The sequence below is a fragment of the Cedecea sp. B1(4) genome (assembly GCF_059414925.1).
This window is the reverse complement of record NZ_JCAHMZ010000001.1, coordinates 633,319-650,567: the sequence shown is the minus strand read 5'-3', so window position 1 is coordinate 650,567 and position 17,249 is coordinate 633,319. Positions and strand designations below refer to the sequence as shown.

General features: G+C 54.0%; 15 protein-coding genes. 8 read left to right on the top strand and 7 right to left on the bottom strand.

Annotation, left to right across the window (positions count from 1 at the left end):
- Nucleotides 1-11: 11 nt before the first annotated feature.
- Together alsS and budA are read right to left on the bottom strand one after the other, a co-directional pair.
- Nucleotides 12-1,691 carry an acetolactate synthase AlsS gene (gene alsS, locus ACR6JA_RS03165; protein WP_213716225.1) on the bottom strand — a complete coding sequence of 560 codons (1,680 nt, stop codon included), beginning with the start codon at nt 1,689-1,691 and terminating at the stop codon, nt 12-14.
- Nucleotides 1,692-1,714: 23 nt separating this feature from the next.
- Entirely contained in the window at nt 1,715-2,494 is a 780-nt protein-coding gene (gene budA / locus ACR6JA_RS03160) for an acetolactate decarboxylase (RefSeq protein WP_034809472.1), read from the bottom strand.
- Nucleotides 2,495-2,601: 107 nt separating this feature from the next.
- Between budA and ACR6JA_RS03155 the strand changes: the two genes are divergently transcribed.
- Nucleotides 2,602-3,480: a LysR family transcriptional regulator gene (locus ACR6JA_RS03155; protein ID WP_213716224.1), complete on the top strand. Its 879-nt coding sequence runs from the start codon at nt 2,602-2,604 to the stop codon at nt 3,478-3,480.
- Between the two features lie 5 nt (nt 3,481-3,485).
- Here ACR6JA_RS03155 and ACR6JA_RS03150 read toward each other — a convergent pair whose 3' ends face one another.
- Both ACR6JA_RS03150 and ACR6JA_RS03145 read right to left on the bottom strand, forming a co-directional pair.
- Nucleotides 3,486-4,718, bottom strand: coding sequence for an NADH:flavin oxidoreductase/NADH oxidase family protein (locus ACR6JA_RS03150; protein ID WP_494493571.1), 1,233 nt, complete (start codon nt 4,716-4,718; stop codon nt 3,486-3,488).
- Nucleotides 4,719-4,776: 58 nt separating this feature from the next.
- On the bottom strand, nt 4,777-5,184 hold the full coding sequence (locus ACR6JA_RS03145; RefSeq protein WP_494493570.1) for a MerR family transcriptional regulator: 408 nt from the start codon (nt 5,182-5,184) through the stop codon (nt 4,777-4,779).
- 119 nt (nt 5,185-5,303) lie between these two features.
- On the opposite strand from ACR6JA_RS03145, the gene ACR6JA_RS03140 reads away from it, so the two are divergent.
- The 7 genes from ACR6JA_RS03140 to ACR6JA_RS03110 all read left to right on the top strand — a co-directional run bounded on the left by ACR6JA_RS03140 (nt 5,304) and on the right by ACR6JA_RS03110 (nt 14,379).
- Complete coding sequence (locus ACR6JA_RS03140; RefSeq protein WP_213716221.1) at nt 5,304-5,921, top strand: TetR/AcrR family transcriptional regulator; 618 nt, start codon at nt 5,304-5,306, stop codon at nt 5,919-5,921.
- Nucleotides 5,922-5,999: 78 nt separating this feature from the next.
- Nucleotides 6,000-7,112 carry an efflux RND transporter periplasmic adaptor subunit gene (locus ACR6JA_RS03135; protein ID WP_494493569.1) on the top strand — a complete coding sequence of 371 codons (1,113 nt, stop codon included), beginning with the start codon at nt 6,000-6,002 and terminating at the stop codon, nt 7,110-7,112.
- Nucleotides 7,112-10,180, top strand: coding sequence for an efflux RND transporter permease subunit (locus ACR6JA_RS03130; RefSeq protein ID WP_494493568.1), 3,069 nt, complete (start codon nt 7,112-7,114; stop codon nt 10,178-10,180). The genes ACR6JA_RS03135 and ACR6JA_RS03130 overlap by 1 nt, the downstream gene beginning before the upstream one ends.
- Nucleotides 10,181-10,423: 243 nt before the next feature.
- Nucleotides 10,424-11,401, top strand: coding sequence for a DUF1852 domain-containing protein (locus ACR6JA_RS03125; protein ID WP_045782386.1), 978 nt, complete (start codon nt 10,424-10,426; stop codon nt 11,399-11,401).
- Nucleotides 11,402-11,426: 25 nt separating this feature from the next.
- Nucleotides 11,427-12,458 (top strand): methionine synthase, encoded by a 1,032-nt coding sequence (locus ACR6JA_RS03120; RefSeq protein ID WP_008459294.1) that lies wholly within the window; start codon nt 11,427-11,429, stop codon nt 12,456-12,458.
- Between the two features lie 461 nt (nt 12,459-12,919).
- Nucleotides 12,920-14,095 carry a hypothetical protein gene (locus ACR6JA_RS03115; RefSeq protein ID WP_213716993.1) on the top strand — a complete coding sequence of 392 codons (1,176 nt, stop codon included), beginning with the start codon at nt 12,920-12,922 and terminating at the stop codon, nt 14,093-14,095.
- The gene (locus ACR6JA_RS03110) at nt 14,092-14,379 is read left to right on the top strand and encodes a hypothetical protein (protein WP_213716992.1); all 288 of its coding nucleotides are present in this window, start codon (nt 14,092-14,094) and stop codon (nt 14,377-14,379) included. Before ACR6JA_RS03115 ends, ACR6JA_RS03110 begins: the two co-directional genes overlap by 4 nt.
- 152 nt (nt 14,380-14,531) lie before the next feature.
- Here the strand turns inward: ACR6JA_RS03110 and ACR6JA_RS03105 are convergent, their stop codons facing one another.
- The 3 genes from ACR6JA_RS03105 to ACR6JA_RS03095 form a co-directional block, all read right to left on the bottom strand.
- A complete protein-coding gene (locus tag ACR6JA_RS03105) occupies nt 14,532-15,014 on the bottom strand; it encodes a glutathione peroxidase (protein WP_494493567.1) in 483 nt (160 codons plus the stop codon).
- Between the two features lie 183 nt (nt 15,015-15,197).
- Complete coding sequence (locus ACR6JA_RS03100; protein ID WP_494493566.1) at nt 15,198-16,160, bottom strand: D-2-hydroxyacid dehydrogenase family protein; 963 nt, start codon at nt 16,158-16,160, stop codon at nt 15,198-15,200.
- 42 nt (nt 16,161-16,202) lie between these two features.
- Nucleotides 16,203-17,105 (bottom strand): LysR substrate-binding domain-containing protein, encoded by a 903-nt coding sequence (locus ACR6JA_RS03095; RefSeq protein WP_494493565.1) that lies wholly within the window; start codon nt 17,103-17,105, stop codon nt 16,203-16,205.
- Nucleotides 17,106-17,249: the final 144 nt, after the last annotated feature.

Here is a 17,249-nt window from a genome sequence, read left to right as displayed (position 1 = left end):
CCTTCTGTAGTTTAAAGAATTTGGCTGAGGTGCAGCTGACTCATCAACAGATGGTTGTCGCTGTAATCAACCGGAATCGCGACCACCGCCGGACCATTCACATCCATAGCGGCGCGTAAAGTTGGCTCCAGCGCCTCCGCGCTTTCCACCGCGAAGCCTCGAGCGCCAAAGGCGTCTGCGTAAGCTTTGAAGTCCACCGGCCCGAAGTTCACACCGGACAGACGCTGATACTTTTTCTCTTCCTGAATCGCCACCATGTTGTAGGCGTTATCCACCCAAATGATGTGCAGCACGTTAGCGCCCAGGCGCACCGCCGTTTCCAGCTCCATGCTGGACTGCAGGAAACCGCCGTCGCCGGACACCGAAACCACCTTGCGGCCCGGATTCACCAGCCATGCGCCAATGGCCCACGGCAGCGCTACGCCCATGGTTTGCTGGCCGTTAGAGATCATCAGCTGACGGGCGCGGAAGCTATAAAGGTAACGGGCGATCCAGATGTGGAAACTGCCCATATCGACGGTCAGGGTCACGTCGTCGTTCACAATGTCCTGCATCGCCCGGACAATACGCAGCGGGTGAAGCGCAAACTGGTTCAGTTGCGCCCCCCGGCGGCTCAGCAGTTCACGCTGATGCTGCCTGTCCACAAGGATTTCTGACGCACGTGGGCTAAGGACCAGCGGTTTTTCTATACGGGCGGTGAGTTTGTCCAGCGTGCTGGCGATATCGCCCACCAGCTCGACGTCCGGCACGTAGTTGCGTTCTTCATAGGCGGGCAGAACGTCGATATGAACCAGCGTGGCATCACCGGTATTCCACATCGCCGGCTCATACTCCACCGGGCTGTAGCCGATACAAACAACCAGGTCCGCAAGCTGTAACAGGCGGTCACCGGCCTGGTTATTGAACAGCCCAATACGCCCGGCAAAGCGAGAAAAGTGCTGTTGATTCACCGCCCCAGCGGCCTGATAGGTACTGGTGACCGGGATATGGCTTTTTTCCAGCAGATGGAACAGCGCCGCGCTGTTTTCCTGCTGGCTTGCCATCAGCCCAAGCAGGAATACAGGATTTTTGGCCTGCGAGATAAGTTTCGCCACATCGTTAATAGCGGCGTCAGGCGCTGCACCTGCTTTCACCAATCCGTTAGCGGGCAAAATATTCCCGGTTGCCGGGCCGTCACTGATGTCCTGCGGCAGGCTGACAAAAGCGCTGCCAGGACGACCATGCTCGGCGGCGCGGAAAGCGTTTGAAACCACCTCCGCAATGGCGTCCGAAGAAGGGACTTCCACCGAGTATTTCGTCACCGGGCTGAACATCGCCACGGTGTCCATGCTTTGATGTACCAGTTTGGCTTTATCGGAACGTTTTACCGCCCCGCCCAGCGCCACAACCGGGTCGCCTTCGCTGTTGGCTGTTGCCATGCCGGTGATCAGGTTTGAGCAGCCAGGGCCGGAGGTCACCAGCGCCACGCCCGCTTTCCCGGTGATGCGCCCCACCGCCGCCGCCATAAAGGCTGCATTGGCTTCGTGGCGGACCGGAATAAGTTCAATCGGCGAGTCGTTCAGCGAATCAAAGACCTTATCAATCTTCGCCCCTGGGATCCCAAAGACGTGCTTCACGCCCTGAGCTTCAAGCTGGCTGACCACCATGTCAGCGCCGTGCGCCCACTGGCGCAAAGGTTTTTTATTATTCATGGCTCACATCTCCTCAGGGAACGCTAGTTTTCAACCGCGCGGATAGCCGCGTCGAGATTTTCGGGGTGCAGGTTGGCGTTAAGAAATGCACTGTCTGCCGGAAGATCGATCATCAGCTTGTGGATCTCACCGAAGGTCAGCTCGCCTTGCTCCAGCTGATAATCGAGCAGATGCCCGCCGCCCTGGCGGTCATCGGTAATAAAGTGTTCGTGATAGCCCGCCACGTTGATGCCCTGCATATGCTGTGGGGTGCGGAACCCCACCAGCACGCCTTTACGGCCGTTAAAGCGGAACACCGGCTGGTCGTCCAGCACGTCAGTCATGGCGCGATATGGCGGCTTCTGGCGCGGTACCGTGCGGGTATGCGCGTGGTGGAAATGACCGTCGATGCGCAGCGCACAAAACAGGTTATCGGAGGGAATTTTTGCGTCGATAATCTCGTGCAGTTTCTGACGGCTGGTCAGGCTATTGATGCGCAAGCGGTATTGCGGTTTAAACCAGGTCATCACCGCAAACGGGGTTTTCTGCTGCGGGCTGGCCGCTCTGGCGCTGCCGTCTGACCGTAATTGATACACGTTGCTGTTGAAGGCAATCATCTCGCCGTCCAGCTCGTTAAAAGTCCCCAGGCCAAAGTCACCGTGCTTAAGCAGGTCGGCCATGGTGGTTTCCCCTTCATAGACGCCGCTCAATAATGCGCTCATCAATGAAGTCTGATATATCATGTTTTCTTTATTGGCTGCGGCGAAGGTCTCGACCATCTCTAAAAGACTTTCTTCGCAGGAACATAGAGTTAGATCGCTCATGGCGTCTGTCACCTCGGGCTGAAGGTTAAGAAACATTAATTAAATGTTGACGTGATCCAGCTCACAGTTCCAATATAAAAGCCCTTCTGGTTTGAGACGTTTTCGATATGGAACTTCGCTATCTCCGCTATTTTGTCGCCGTTGCCCAGACGCATAATTTCACCCGGGCAGCCGAGCTGTTGGGTATTTCGCAGCCTCCTCTTAGCCAGCAGATTCAGCGGCTGGAGCGTGAAGTGGGCACGCCCCTGCTGCACCGCTTAACCAGAGGTGTAGAGCTGACGGATGCGGGAGAAGCGTTTTATCAGGATGCCTGTCAGATTCTGGCCCACAGCGATGCCGCGCTGGAGAAAGCCCGCGGCATCGCCCGCGGTATTAACGGCAAGCTGTCGCTCGGGATAACCAGTTCAAACGCGTTTAATCCAAAGATTTTTTCTCTGCTGCGCCAGTTTCAGGCGCACTATCCGGCCATCGAACTGCGCCAGCGAGAAACCAATATGGCGGGTCTGATGCAGGAACTGGATGATGGCTTGCTGGACGTGGCGTTTGTTCGCCTGCCCTGTGAAAGCAGCAAGCGGTTTACGCTCAAGCTAATTGACGAAGAGCCGATGATGATTGCCCTGCACAGGGACCATCCTCTTTCCGGGGAGAAAGAACTGGCCCTGCAGGCGCTGGCCGATGTCCCGCCAGTGCTGTTCCCGGAAGAAGTGGCCCCCGGATTATATGAACTGATGTATAACGCCTGCCTGCGGGCGGGCATCGATCTGAAAAGTGCCTGCCAGGCTTCGCAAATTTCTTCCTCGTTAAGCATGGTCTCGGCAGGCTTCGGGTTTGCCTTAGTTCCTCAATCGATGACCTGCATCGCCTGCCCCAACGTCACCTTCCACGCGATTCGCGGTGACCAGGTGAAAACGGACATTGCGCTGGCCTGGCGGCAGTTTGAACGCTCTCCGACGGTGAAACGCTTTATCCAGCTGTTTGCCCACTGAGCCAATTACCGCTGACGGCTTGCTATCCACTTACGATACTTTTTGGCTCTTAACATACTGTCAGCCTGCTGCAACAGTAGCGCCCACAGTGGAGAAACAGAGGGGTTGGGGCGTTTATTCCCGCCCATTCTGCGCAACTGATATTTTACCAAAGCCATATTTGCCAGCGCGACCAGAGGCTTATTTTTCCACCTGACGGGGGGAAGCTGTGGTTCGGCGTAGTCGCCCTGGAACCACTCACGTGGCAATGCCGGGTTAAGCGCCAGTGCGGTAGCCATTCCCACCACTGCTACGCCGCTTTCAACCACCGTTTGCGCCACAGCAAGGCGACGAACCCCACCCGTCACCATCAGCGGCATTCGGGCAATCTCTTGAACATCCGTCGCAAACTCAAGAAAGTAAGCTTCACGTGCCAGCGTTCGCCCGTCGCGGCTTTCGCCCTGCATGGCTGGCGCTTCGTAGCTGCCGCCCGAAAGCTCGACCATGTCCACCGCCAGTTCCCCAAGTAACCGAACGACCTCTTTTGCATCCCCGGCGCTAAATCCCCCACGCTGAAAATCCGCAGAATTGAGTTTTACTGCCACGGTAAATCGAGGAGAAACCACTGCGCGCACTGCGTTAATAACTTCTAACAACAGGCGAACCCGGTTCTCAAGCGACCCACCCCAGCGGTCCGTTCTCTGATTAGACAGAGGAGATAGAAACTGGCTTAGCAGATAACCGTGGGCGGCATGAATCTCGACGCCGGAGAAGCCCGCCAGCTCTGCCAGATTCGCCGTCGTGGCAAAGCGAGTAATGACCTCATCGATCGATTGTTCGTCCATTGCCTGCGGCACAGCAAAGTGACGGGACATGCTCCCAAGGTCGAGCGCAACCGCAGAAGGTGCCCAGGTTTTTTGCCCTAATCCCGCCGGCATCTGCCGCCCCGGATGATTGATTTGCATCCACACCTGAGCCCCATGTGCGCGGCTAACCTGTGCCCAGCGGCGGAATTTCTCCAGCTGGCCGTCATCTTCCAGCACCACTCCGCCCGGCCCGGTCATCGCGCGGCTGTCTATCATCACGTTGCCGGTGATAATCAAACCAGCCCCACCTTCAGCCCAGCGCCGGTAAAGCTGAATAAGCGGCTGAGAGGGCGCGTGATCCGCGTCCGCCATGTTCTCTTCCATGGCGGCCTTAGCCAGGCGGTTCGCTACGCGCGTGCCATTCGGCAGAAATAACTCGTCAAATACGTTCATGGGTTTATACCTGGGGAGATAACAAACCCAGACCCTAAGCTTAAAGTTAAGTTTAAGGTCAATCGTTTTTAGGGATTTTTGTTAACACCCGTCTGGCGTTTGCCTCACAATCGAGATCATTCGGCCTGTTCTCAATCTCCTCCAGCAGCGAAGCGAGTTGCGCTTTGTTTTGCGCTAACTGCAGCTCAATCTGTTCAATATCAGCGACTTTCCGGCGTAATGTGGTCAGGAGCTGCTCACGGTCCCATTTCATAAGATCGCCAGGCAACAGCGCGCGCAATTCATCGAGTGAAAAACCTGCTTTCTGAGCGGTCACAATCAGATTCAGTATCAATACGGCTTCCGCAGAATAGTGCCGGTAGCCATTGGACTGCCGCTTTATGGCTTTCAGCAAACCAACACGTTCGTAAAACCGAATACGTGAGGCGTTCAGCCCGGTCATTCGGGCAAGTTCACCGATATTCATTCAAATCATTCCCCATGCTGTTATGCCGTACCTGACGTTTTAAAGCTTATAACATCCCGATCAAAGTGACCCAATGCTACAATAGTCCCCATTCACAAATCCGAACACAGGGAGAAAATATGTCTGAAACTCACGTTCAGGGCGGGGAAACCAGAGGGCCTGCGGAACATAGCGTCAGGGAACAGATCATCGAGGCGGCGACCGAATTCTTTGGCCACTACGGGTTTGAAAAAACGACGGTATCCGATCTCGCCAAAGCCATCGGCTATTCCAAGGCTTATATCTACAAGTTCTTCAAATCCAAGCAGGAAATCGGCGAAGTTATCTGCGACAACCGCCTGACAAAAATGATGGCAATCGTCAGTCAGTCAGTGGATGACGCCCCCGGGGCGTCGGCTAAGCTGCGGGCGATGTTCAGCGCGCTCATTGCCGCAGGCAGCGATCTGTTTTTCTACGACCGTAAGCTCCACGACATCGCCATTGTTTCCTGCCTGGAGAACTGGCCCTCGGCCGAACGCTACAAGCTGCAGCTGCGGGAAGTGCTTACCGCCATTATTCATGCAGGCCGCCAGTCCGGCGAATTCGAGCGCCGCAGCCCGATGGATGACACCGTGAATGCCGTTTTTCTGGTTATGCTGCCGTTTATCAGCCCGATACAGCTGCAATACAACCTTGAACTGGCTAAGCAGGCCGAACAGCTTTTGCCCGCGCTGATCCTGAAAAGTTTAATGCCCTGACCGCATCTTGTGACCATTGACTAAATTGGTCACTTGAATAATTATCTGCGTTCCTGCTCCGCGTTTATAAGGGAACGTATGTTTCGTCTTCAGCCTTTTCCAGTTGCCGTGGCGCTGCTGTGCTCGGCGCTTACCGCCTGCGGTGACTCATCTCAGCCAGAGGATCCGCGTACTCAGCCTCCGCTGGTTCGCGTTGTCGCGGTTCAGTCCGCCAATGATGACGCCCGGGCTTTTACCGGCATTGTCGCCTCCCGAATCCAAAGCGACCTCGGTTTTCGCGTTCCGGGAAAAATTCTTGAGCGCCTGGTGGACAAAGGCCAGACGGTAAAAAACGGCCAGCCCCTGCTGCGACTCGATCCTCAGGATTTAAGCCTGCAGGCTAAAGCGCAGGATCAGGCCGTCGCAGCCGCCAAAGCCCGCGCTAAACAGGCCGCCGCCGATGAGGCCCGCTACAGAAGCATTGTCGGCAGCGGCGCGATTTCGGCCTCGCAGTACGATCAAATCAAAGCCCAGGCCGACAGCGCCAGAGCGGATCTGCAGGCGGCCATTGCACAGGCCAATGTGGCTAAAAACGCCATGAATTATGCGGTGCTGACGGCTGATTCTGACGGCGTGATAGTGGATACGCTGGCCGAGCCAGGCCAGGTTGTCGCCGCCGGGCAAGGGGTGATTCGTCTCGCCCGGGCGGGCCTGCGTGAAGCGGTCGTCGATTTGCCGGAAACGCTGCGCCCGGCGCTGGGCACCGTAGCTCAGGCTCATCTTTACGGTTCAGATAGCGCTCCCGTGGCCGCTACCTTACGTCAGCTTTCCGACGCCGCCGACCCACAAACCCGCACATTTGAAGCGAAGTTTGTGCTCGCTGGCGTACTTGCCCAGGCACCGCTCGGCAGCACGGTGACCGTCACCATTCCTGACGCAGGTACTCCCTCACAAAACGTGATTGTGCCTTTGGCCTCGCTCTATGACGCCGGGAAAGATAAAGGCACCGGCGTTTGGGTAGTGAGCGGCAAACCCGCCAAAGTGAGCTGGCACCCGGTGAGCATCCGCCGCATCACCGACGAATCCGCCATTGTTGCCACCCAAATCGACGGCCACGCGAGCATCGTTGCCCTCGGCGCACATCTGCTGCATGACGGCGAAGAAGTCAGACTGCTTGCACAGGGCGCTACCGATCTGGCGGGAGCACCGTAATGAGCGACTCTCGCTTTAACCTTTCCGCCCTCGCGGTACGCGAAAAATCAGTCACGCTTTTCCTGATCCTGCTCATTACGCTGGCCGGGATCATCGCGTTCTTTAAACTGGGCCGAGCCGAGGACCCGCCTTTTACGGTGAAACAACTGACCGTGATCACCGCCTGGCCGGGGGCCACCGCGCAGCAAATGCAGGATCTGGTGGCCGAGCCGCTGGAAAAGAGAATGCAGGAGCTGGACGATTATGACCGCACCGAAACCTATACCCGTCCGGGCCTTGCCTACAGCGTGGTCTCCCTAAAAGACAGCACGCTGCCTGCCAGCGTGCCGGAGGAGTTTTACCAGGCGCGGAAAAAAATCAGCGATGAGGCCAAAAATCTGCCTGATGGCGTGATTGGCCCGCTGGTGAATGACGAATTTTCGGATGTGACCTTCGCGCTGTTTGCCCTGAAAGCAAAAGGCGAGCCGCAGCGCCTGCTGGTGCGCGATGCTGAGAACCTGCGCCAGCAATTGCTGCACGTCCCCGGCGTGAAAAAAGTAAATATTATCGGTGAACAGGCGGAACGCATTTTTGTTTCGTTCTCTCATGACAGGCTTGCCACGCTTGGTGTTTCGCCGCTGGACATCTTTCAGGCGCTGAGTAACCAGAACCTGCTCACCCCCGCAGGCTCAATAGAAACTGCTGGTCCGCAGGTGTTTATCCGCGTGGATGGCGCGCTGGATCAGCTCTCAAAAATCCGCGATACCCCCATTGTGGCCCAGGGTAAAACGCTGAAACTGTCCGACGTAGCTGACGTCGAGCGCGGGTATGAAGATCCGGCCACGTTCCTCGTCAGAAACAACGGCGAGCCAGCCCTGCTGCTCGGCGTGGTCATGCGCGACGGCTGGAACGGGCTTGATTTGGGCAAAGCCCTGGATCAGGAAACCCGTAAAATCAACGACACGATGCCGCTCGGCATGAGCTTCAGTAAAGTCAGCGATCAGTCAGTGAACATCAGCTCCGCCGTCGATGAGTTTATGGTGAAGTTTTTTGTCGCCCTGCTGGTGGTAATGGTGGTCTGCTTTGTCAGCATGGGCTGGCGAGTGGGCATCGTGGTTGCCGCCGCCGTGCCGCTAACGCTTGCAGTGGTGTTTATCGTCATGGCCGCCACAGATAAAAACTTCGACAGGATAACCTTAGGCTCACTCATTCTGGCGCTGGGCCTGCTGGTGGACGACGCGATCATCGCCATTGAAATGATGGTGGTGAAAATGGAGGAAGGCTACAGCCGCGTGAAAGCCTCCGCCTACGCCTGGAGCCACACCGCCGCGCCCATGCTGGCGGGCACGCTGGTAACCGCCATCGGCTTTATGCCGAATGGCTTCGCCCACTCCACCGCCGGGGAGTACACCAGCAACATGTTCTGGATCGTCGGAATCGCGCTCATCGCCTCCTGGCTGGTGGCCGTGGTATTCACGCCCTATCTCGGCGTGAAATTGCTACCCGATATGCACAAAGCCGCACTGGCGGAACACGCGCTGTACACCAGCAAAAATTACAATCGCTTCCGGGTATTGCTGAAAAAAGTCATCGCCCGCAAGTGGCTGACCGCCGGTTCGGTCGTCGGCCTGTTTGTGCTGGCGATAGCCGGAATGGCCGTGGTGAAAAAGCAGTTCTTCCCCATCTCAGACCGCCCGGAAGTGCTGGTAGAAGTTCAGTTGCCTTACGGGACGTCTATCGAGCAAACGACGAAGACTACCGAGCGCATTGAGCAATGGCTCAGCGCTCAGAAAGAGTCAAAAATCGTCACCTCCTACATTGGCCAGGGCGCGCCGCGTTTCTACCTGGCTATGGCCCCGGAGCTGCCCGATCCTTCATTCGCAAAAATCGTGATTCTCACACCCGATCCCGATGCACGAGAAGCCTTGAAAATGCGGCTGCGGCAGGCCATCAGCAACGGCCTGGCACCGGAGGCGCAGGTGCGCGTCACCCAACTTGTCTTCGGACCTTATACGCCTTACCCGGTGGCGTTTCGCGTGATGGGGCCAGACCCTAACGTGCTCAGAACGATTTCGTTACGGGTTGAAAAAGTGATGAATCAAAGCGGGCTGATGCGCACCGTGAACATCGACTGGGGCTCCCGGGTTCCTACCCTGCATTTCACCCTGAACCAGGACCGGCTTTACGCCGTGGGCTTAACCACCGCTTCCGTCTCGCAGCAATTACAGTTTCTGCTTTCCGGCGCGCCATTGACCGAAGTACGAGAAGATATCCGTTCCGTGCAGGTTACCGGGCGAGCGCGAGGCAGCGTGCGGGACGACCCGGCACAGCTCGCCGCGCTAACGCTCTTTGGCGCGAACGGGCAAAAAGTGCCGCTCTCGCAAATCGGTAAGGTTGAAGTTGTGATGGAAGATCCGGTGCTCCGACGTCGCGACAGAACGCCAACCATTACCGTGCGGGGCGATGTCGCCGATGGCCTTCAGCCGCCGGATGTGTCGACGGCGATCGTGAAACAAATTCAACCTATTGTGGCTGAGCTTCCGGAGGGGTACCGCATCGAAGAAGCGGGCGCCATTGAAGAATCCGGCAAGGCCACGGCGGCAATGGCTCCGCTGTTCCCGATCATGATCGCGCTAACGCTGCTGGTGATTATTCTTCAGGTTAGGTCGATCTCAGCCATGCTGATGGTGTTCGCCACCAGCCCGCTGGGGCTTATCGGCGTGGTGCCGACGCTGCTGATTTTCAACCAGCCGTTCGGCATCAACGCCCTGGTGGGGCTGATTGCGCTTTCGGGGATTTTGATGCGCAACACGCTGATCCTCATCGGCCAGATTAAGCATAACGAGCAGGCCGGGCTGACGCCTTTTGATGCCGTGGTTGAAGCGACGATCCAACGTTCACGCCCGGTGCTGCTGACCGCCCTGGCGGCGATTCTGGCGTTTATTCCCCTGACCCATTCCGTCTTCTGGGGAGCACTAGCGTACACGCTCATCGGCGGGACGTTTGGCGGCACCTTTATGACGCTGCTGTTCCTGCCCGCCATGTATGCGATTTGGTTCAAAATTCGCCCACCAAAGGTCGATAACTGACCGATTCATCCGGCTCGGAGGACACCTCTCCGGGCCATATTCCAAATCATGAACACCGCTCATGTTCTAATGAAATTAAATCACTTTTACTAAAACTGTGACTCAGGCATAAAAGATGCAATATTGTTAACGACATGCAATGTGAAGATTACTGACAGGTAAAACCACAGATAACCAAAGGTTATCTGTGAGAAATCAAGCAGTAGATACAGGCAAAAAACAGAATTAAGGTGCCGGATTACCATGACTAAAGCGTTTACTTTTACTCTTAAGAGCATTGTTTTTGATGAGAATTACAACCCATCAGGGAATACGCGCATCACAACCAATTTTGCTAACCTGGCCCGCGGCGAGAAGCGTCAGGAGAACCTGCGTAACGCGTTGATCATGATTGATAACCGCTTCAACTCCCTGGCGAACTGGGACAACCCCACCTCCGACCGCTACGGCGTTGAACTTGAAATTATCTCCGTTGAGCTGGATGTCGAGGGCAAGGGCAACACCTTCCCGGCGATTGAGATCTTAAAAACGCACGTGCTGGATAAGAAAACCGGCCAGCGCATCGAAGGCATCGTCGGGAACAACTTCTCCTCCTACGTCCGCGACTATGATTTCAGCGTTCTGCTGCCAGAGTACAACCAGGATCGTGAAAAATTCACCATTCCGGAAAACTACGGCGACCTGCACGGGAACTTGTTCAGACACTTTGTTGGCTCAGACACCTACAAAGAAAACTTCAACAAAGCGCCGGTCATTTGCCTGAGCGTCTCCAGCAAAAACGTTTACCGCCAGACCGGGAACCGCCACCCGGTGCTCGGCATCGAATATGAACAAGATTCATCTTCCCTGACCGATCTCTATTTCAACAAAATGGGGCTGAAGGCTCGCTACTTCATGCCGCCAAACAGCGTGGCACCGTTTGCCTTCTACCACACGGGCGACCTGGTGAATGACTACTCGAATCTCGAGCTTATCAGCACCATCAGCACCATGGAGACGTTCCAGAAGATCTATCGCCCGGAGATTTACAACGCGAACTCTCCGGCCGGGCTGTGCTTCCAGCCAAGCCTGAACCACCAGGATCATTCATTTACTCAAATTGTTTACGATCGTGAAGAACGCAGCCGTTTGGCCATCGAACAAGGGAAGTTTACTGAAGAGCACTTCATCAAACCGTACCAAACAATTTTAGAGCAGTGGTCTGCCAACTACCCTCTTTGAGACACCAAATACAAGGTTATTCAACATGAAAAGATTATTGCCTACGTCCACTGCCGGCAGCCTGCCTAAACCGTCCTGGCTGGCCCAGCCTGAAACGCTGTGGTCACCGTGGAAACTGCAGGATCAGGAACTGATTGAGGGTAAGCAGGATGCCCTGCGCCTGGCGCTGCACGAACAACAGCTGGCCGATATCGACATCGTCAGCGACGGCGAGCAGACTCGTCAGCACTTTGTGACCACCTTTATCGAACACCTGGACGGCGTGGATTTCGAAAAACGCGAAACCGTGCGCATCCGTAACCGCTACGATGCCAGCGTCCCAACCGTGGTCGGCGCCGTGGCTCGCCAGAAACCGGTGTTTGTGGAAGATGCTAAGTTCCTTCGCAAACAGACAGACCGACCAATCAAATGGGCGCTGCCTGGCCCGATGACCATGATCGACACGCTGTATGACAACCACTACAAAAGCCGCGAAAAACTGGCCTGGGAATTCGCCAAAATCCTGAACCAGGAAGCGAAAGAGCTGGAAGCTGCCGGCGTGGACATCATTCAGTTCGATGAGCCGGCCTTCAACGTGTTCTTCGACGAAGTTAACGAATGGGGCATCGCCACGCTGGAACGCGCCATCGAAGGCCTGAAGTGCGAAACCGCCGTGCACATCTGCTACGGCTACGGCATCAAGGCCAATACCGACTGGAAGAAAACGCTGGGCTCGGAGTGGCGCCAGTACGAAGAGGCGTTTCCAAAGCTGCAGACCTCAAACATCGACATCATCTCGCTGGAGTGCCACAACTCCCACGTACCGATGGACCTGCTCGAGCTGATTCGCGGCAAGAAAGTGATGGTGGGCGCCATCGACGTGGCCAACCACGCCATTGAAACCCCGGAAGAAGTCGCCAACACGCTGCGCAAAGCGCTGCAGTTCGTTGATGCCGAAAATCTCTACCCTTCCACCAACTGCGGTATGGCTCCGCTGCCGCGCCATGTGGCCAGAGGCAAACTGCACGCGTTAAGCGCCGGTGCCGAGATCGTCCGTAGAGAGATTCTGGGTAAATAACCGGAAGTTTATCTAGCCAGCCTGGCGGTTGAATAACCGCTGGGCTTTTTTACCCAATCTTTAAGCTCTCCGTCAATGACAGATCTGAATATATTATTAATTAAGTGAGTAACCGCTTAAAATATCTTGCATTCTATATTCCAGCTTTCATGAAAGTGATTATAAATAAATACACCCACCCTAAAATAAGATAAATATCATCTTTATTTTCTTCATGTCAGCATAAAAAATCAGCCAAAAATAATTTATCCCTACAACCCCGTCGCTCTGGTTATTAGTCCTTTAAGTCAGCATAAAAGGGCCCCTGTGTTTTATAAGGAATATATCCCCACACCAAAAATGGTGGCTTTGACAAAAAAACAGCACCACTCTAATTTTTCAACTCACACAGCAATATTCTCGCCTTTGATATTTGCTCTGCTCGCTATTTAGTTAGCTGACTTTTAATGAGGAGTATAAATATGGCCTGGACTTTTTATCTGACTATAACCAATGCCACGGACAGGGTGCTCGAGGTAGACAGTAGTTCAATAGAATGGGGAACCTGGTACCGCAACTCCGTCGATGACAGGGGGCCAATAAGCATTGAGCCTAACGCGACCGTTCAGGCTTTGGGTATCCGCGCGGCCAGGGGAACATGGACAGGATATGAATGCCACGCGCAATGGAAAGATAAAGTCCCTCCAGGTCAAAAAGGGTACGGCGCCGTCTCTCTGATGATCGATGTCCCTTTCAGCGGGTCTAACGACTCCAGCCTGATCGCGGGAGGCGCATTGACCGCCAGCGGGTGGACGAATTTGCCGAGCGGCGGCCATGACTTTAGTCGCTCCATAACAATCCGGGCCGGGCGGGACAAAAAGCTGTTAATACTGGATGAAGGAGTCACCCCGGTGAACATAAAAGAGAATGATGCTGTCGAGGAAGAGTACCGTACCTGGCTCCTCGAGCTGGCTGCAAAAAACCCGGACGTGCGCAACTGGAGCGATGTCGAGAAAGATTTGCAGGCCATTGATGATTTTAACCCGCTGCAGTACATCCCTGATGGGCCTTACCTGACGAAGCGCCTATTAGCACGCTCAGAACCTTTGGTTGTAGAGCCAGCGCTTTGGGAGGGTATTGGTGATGTTGATTACCCAACACCGTATGCACAAGACTTGTTCATTGACGAATATTTTGCCGTGGCAATTTATAGCGTAGGCAATAACCCGCGAACCTTTATTAACGTTCCGGCCGGTTCAACGCGCAGCACCAGTGAGAAAGTAACGGTCACTTCGGCCATTAAAAACGTCCTCACCGTCAACTGGTCACTCAAAACATCTCTTTCAGAAAAAGCCGCCGACCCAATTACCGGCTCAGAAGTGGCTTCCAGTATGGATATGGAATTTGGCGTAACCAATGTCCTGGAAGTGAGCCGTGAATCCGTGACTGAAAAAATTGTAGAAGAGTCCTTCACCGCGCCACAGGACAGCGATGTGCTGATTGTTCCCTGGGTATTTAGTACTGCGGTAGTTATTTACCGCCGGACTAAAAAAGGCAATGTCAGCCTGGTCGCCGTTTCTGAATGGGCACAAATGCAGTTCTTTAAAAGCTACAGAGTACAAACCCTGTTCAAACTTGAGTCTGGAGATGCGTCATGAAAACACTCGTTATCGCAATTCTCACCGCTGTTCTTTGCCAGGGCATGGCGATGGCTGATACACAGAAACCAGCAACCGGGGCTTTGCCAGCAAATGAAAAACCCCCTCTCGTTCAGCCAGCTGACGAACATAAAACGAGCGAGGCAAATGCCAATCGTAATGAATGCTGGTCAGCAAAAAATTGTACCGGAAAAATCCTTAATAATAAGGATGCGCATAATTGCAAAAACTCCGGGGGTAAATCATGGCGGAGTAAAACCACCGGACAGTGTACCAATCTTTAATTTATAGACCCCGAAGCGACTATCCTGCCTGCAGGAAAATGGGCAGGATAGTTTTTGCGAGTAACAGAGTTGTTTAACTTCTATTTTTCCGGATGTATTACTGTCGCTTTTAGCCACGCCTGATTTCTTTATTGATTGAATGCTGGGCACGCTCAGATTTTAAGTGCCGCCACGATTGCAGCTTCCATTTTCTCCGGGGTAGTGAACGGTGCAAAGCGCTTCAGCGGATTTCCGTCCCGACCAATCAGGAACTTTGTGAAGTTCCACTTGATGCGCCCCCCCAGCACGCCCGGCAATTCATTTTTCAGATAACGAAACACAGGATGCGCAGCGGTGCCGTTAACCTCAACCTTTGCGAACATCGGGAAGCTCACACCGTAGTTAATGTGGCAGGTCCGCGCGATTTCATTGGCGTCACCGGGTTCCTGTTTACCAAACTGATTGCAGGGGAAACCCAGCACCACCAGCCCCTGTGCGGCGTATTTTTTATAGAGAGCCTCAAGGCCTGCGTACTGCGGCGTAAAGCCGCACTGGCTGGCGGTATTCACCACCAGCACCAGCTTACCGGCGTAATCGGACAGAGCGATCTGCTGGCCAGTCAGGCTGGTGGCCGTCAGTTGATGAAATGGATTCATGTTGGGGTCCTTAGCGCTCGCTTACGTGATGCTTTGAATAAAAACAGCTGGGCAACCAGAGAGAAAAATAAAATTTCAACTTCACCTATAACCTCTGGCTACCGCATTATTAACGTCGAGAAGTGCAAATTATCCAGCACTCCAGTGGCATCTGACATTATCTATTTTGCACACCATCGGTTATCAAAATGATAAATTTATCACCTGTGATCTATCCCCTTCGAAATACCGAATGACATTATCAAACGCTACTTTGAAATATAAATCGTAACTGGCCTGTTCTACATAGCCAAGATGAGGAGTACACAATACATTCGGCATACTTAAATAAGGGTGAGTTGTGTTATAAACAGGTTCATCCTCGTAAACATCCAGCGCAGCATAGCCAGGGCGACCCTGTTTTAGCGCTTCGTAAAGTGCCCCTTCCGCAACCAGCTCCGCACGACTGGTATTAACGAACAAGGCGTCGGCTTTCATCGCAGACAGGTCGGCAAAGGTAATATTACCTTCTGTTTGCGCCACTAAACGCTGGTGCACGGTGACAATATCGGATGTAGCAAAAAACTGTTCACGATTTTCCGGCACCAGAAATCCGGCAGACCGCGCCTCCTCCTTAGCCCGTTCACTTCCCCAAACCTGAACCTGCATATCAAATGCCTGCGCATAACTTGCAAGGCGTTTACCTATCTTGCCGAACCCAAGAATACCGATGACTTGCTGACTAACCGCAGATCCTATTTCCGTTTGCCATCGCCCTTCTCTCATCGCATTCACTGAGGAGACCAGTTTACGCCTCGAGGCCATAATCAATAACCAGGCTAATTCTGCCGGAGCCACCGGAGAACCCACCCCTTCGACCAGCGCAACACCTGCCCGAGTACAGGCTTCAATATCAACATTTCTTGCCAATTTACCCGTTTGGCTGATCAGCTTTAGATTTGGTGTTCGGCGTAAGAATGCCTCATCAACCACGGTTCTTTCACGAATAAGGATTAATGCCTGAGCATTCAAAAGCGCCTCGTCTGCCTGAGCGCTTTTCGTCAAATCCCCAAGCGAAGTGCAGCGGAACTTATCATAGTTGTGGAGAAAAGTGAGTGCCTGAGTGGCAAGCTGATAATCGTCTGGAATTAAAACCTGAATAGTCATTCTTCACCTTAATGGTATTACGCTATAGGCTGCGTCACTATATTAGCGGAATGTCCCTGTTTGCGTATTTATTTCGGCCAGTAGCCAGCGCTCAAAATCGCTTAATGCAGATTCGTTGATTCCCGTTTCCACCGGTTTAACTAAACAGAATTTTTTACTCAACGAGTCTGATTCCGGCCAGGGGGCGACCAGCCTTCCGCTATCGAGTTCTTGTGCAACGTACATGCGTGGTACCAGGGCAACGCCTTGTCCAGCCAGTGCGGCAGCAATGGCCATTTCATGAAGATCGTACCGGGCACCCTGCGCCAGATTATCCAGGCTTATGCCCGTTGCACGGGCGTAGTGAAGCCATGCATCCGGGTTTAGTCGTCGGTGAATTCTTGGTAAATCCTTCAACTGCCCCTTTCCCTCATGATCTGTTAACAAGCTCGGGTGGCATACGGGAACCAGTTTTTCCTCAAAGAGAAATTGCACGCGCATCCCGGCCCACGCGGCATGCTCAAAATGCACTACGGCATCAAAACCGCTTCCGCTCAAAACGAAAGGATCGGTTCTGGCGGCAATATTTAACGTGATGTCCGGATGCAAAGTGGCAAAACGGCTCAGCCGGGGGATAAGCCACCGGCTCGAAAATGTCGGCGGCGCGGCAATATCCAGACTCCTGCTGTCCCTGGGCATACCCATGATGTACTGAGTATCTCTTTCCATTCGCTTTAGCGTTTCGCGAACATGAGAGGCATAACGCGTACCGACAGGGTTGAGTTTCACTCGGCTCCCTGTCCGGTCAAATAGTCGACAATCCAGTAACGATTCAAGGCGTGCAATCTGGCGACTAATGGCTCCTTCCGTCAGCGAAAGCTCCTCGGCTGCCCGGGCAAAGTTACCGTGCCGGGCCGCCGCTTCAAAAGCTTGCAGAGATGTACTGCTCGGAATTTTTCTACGCATACGCCTCCAGACAGGCAATGAACAATCAGTGACTAAATATCACTGATCAATGAAATATTATCGATTCATTTGCCGAAGTATAGCCAGTAGCATGACAAAAAATCATTAAGCTGATTTACGCCTGCGGAGATTAGTCGATGTCAG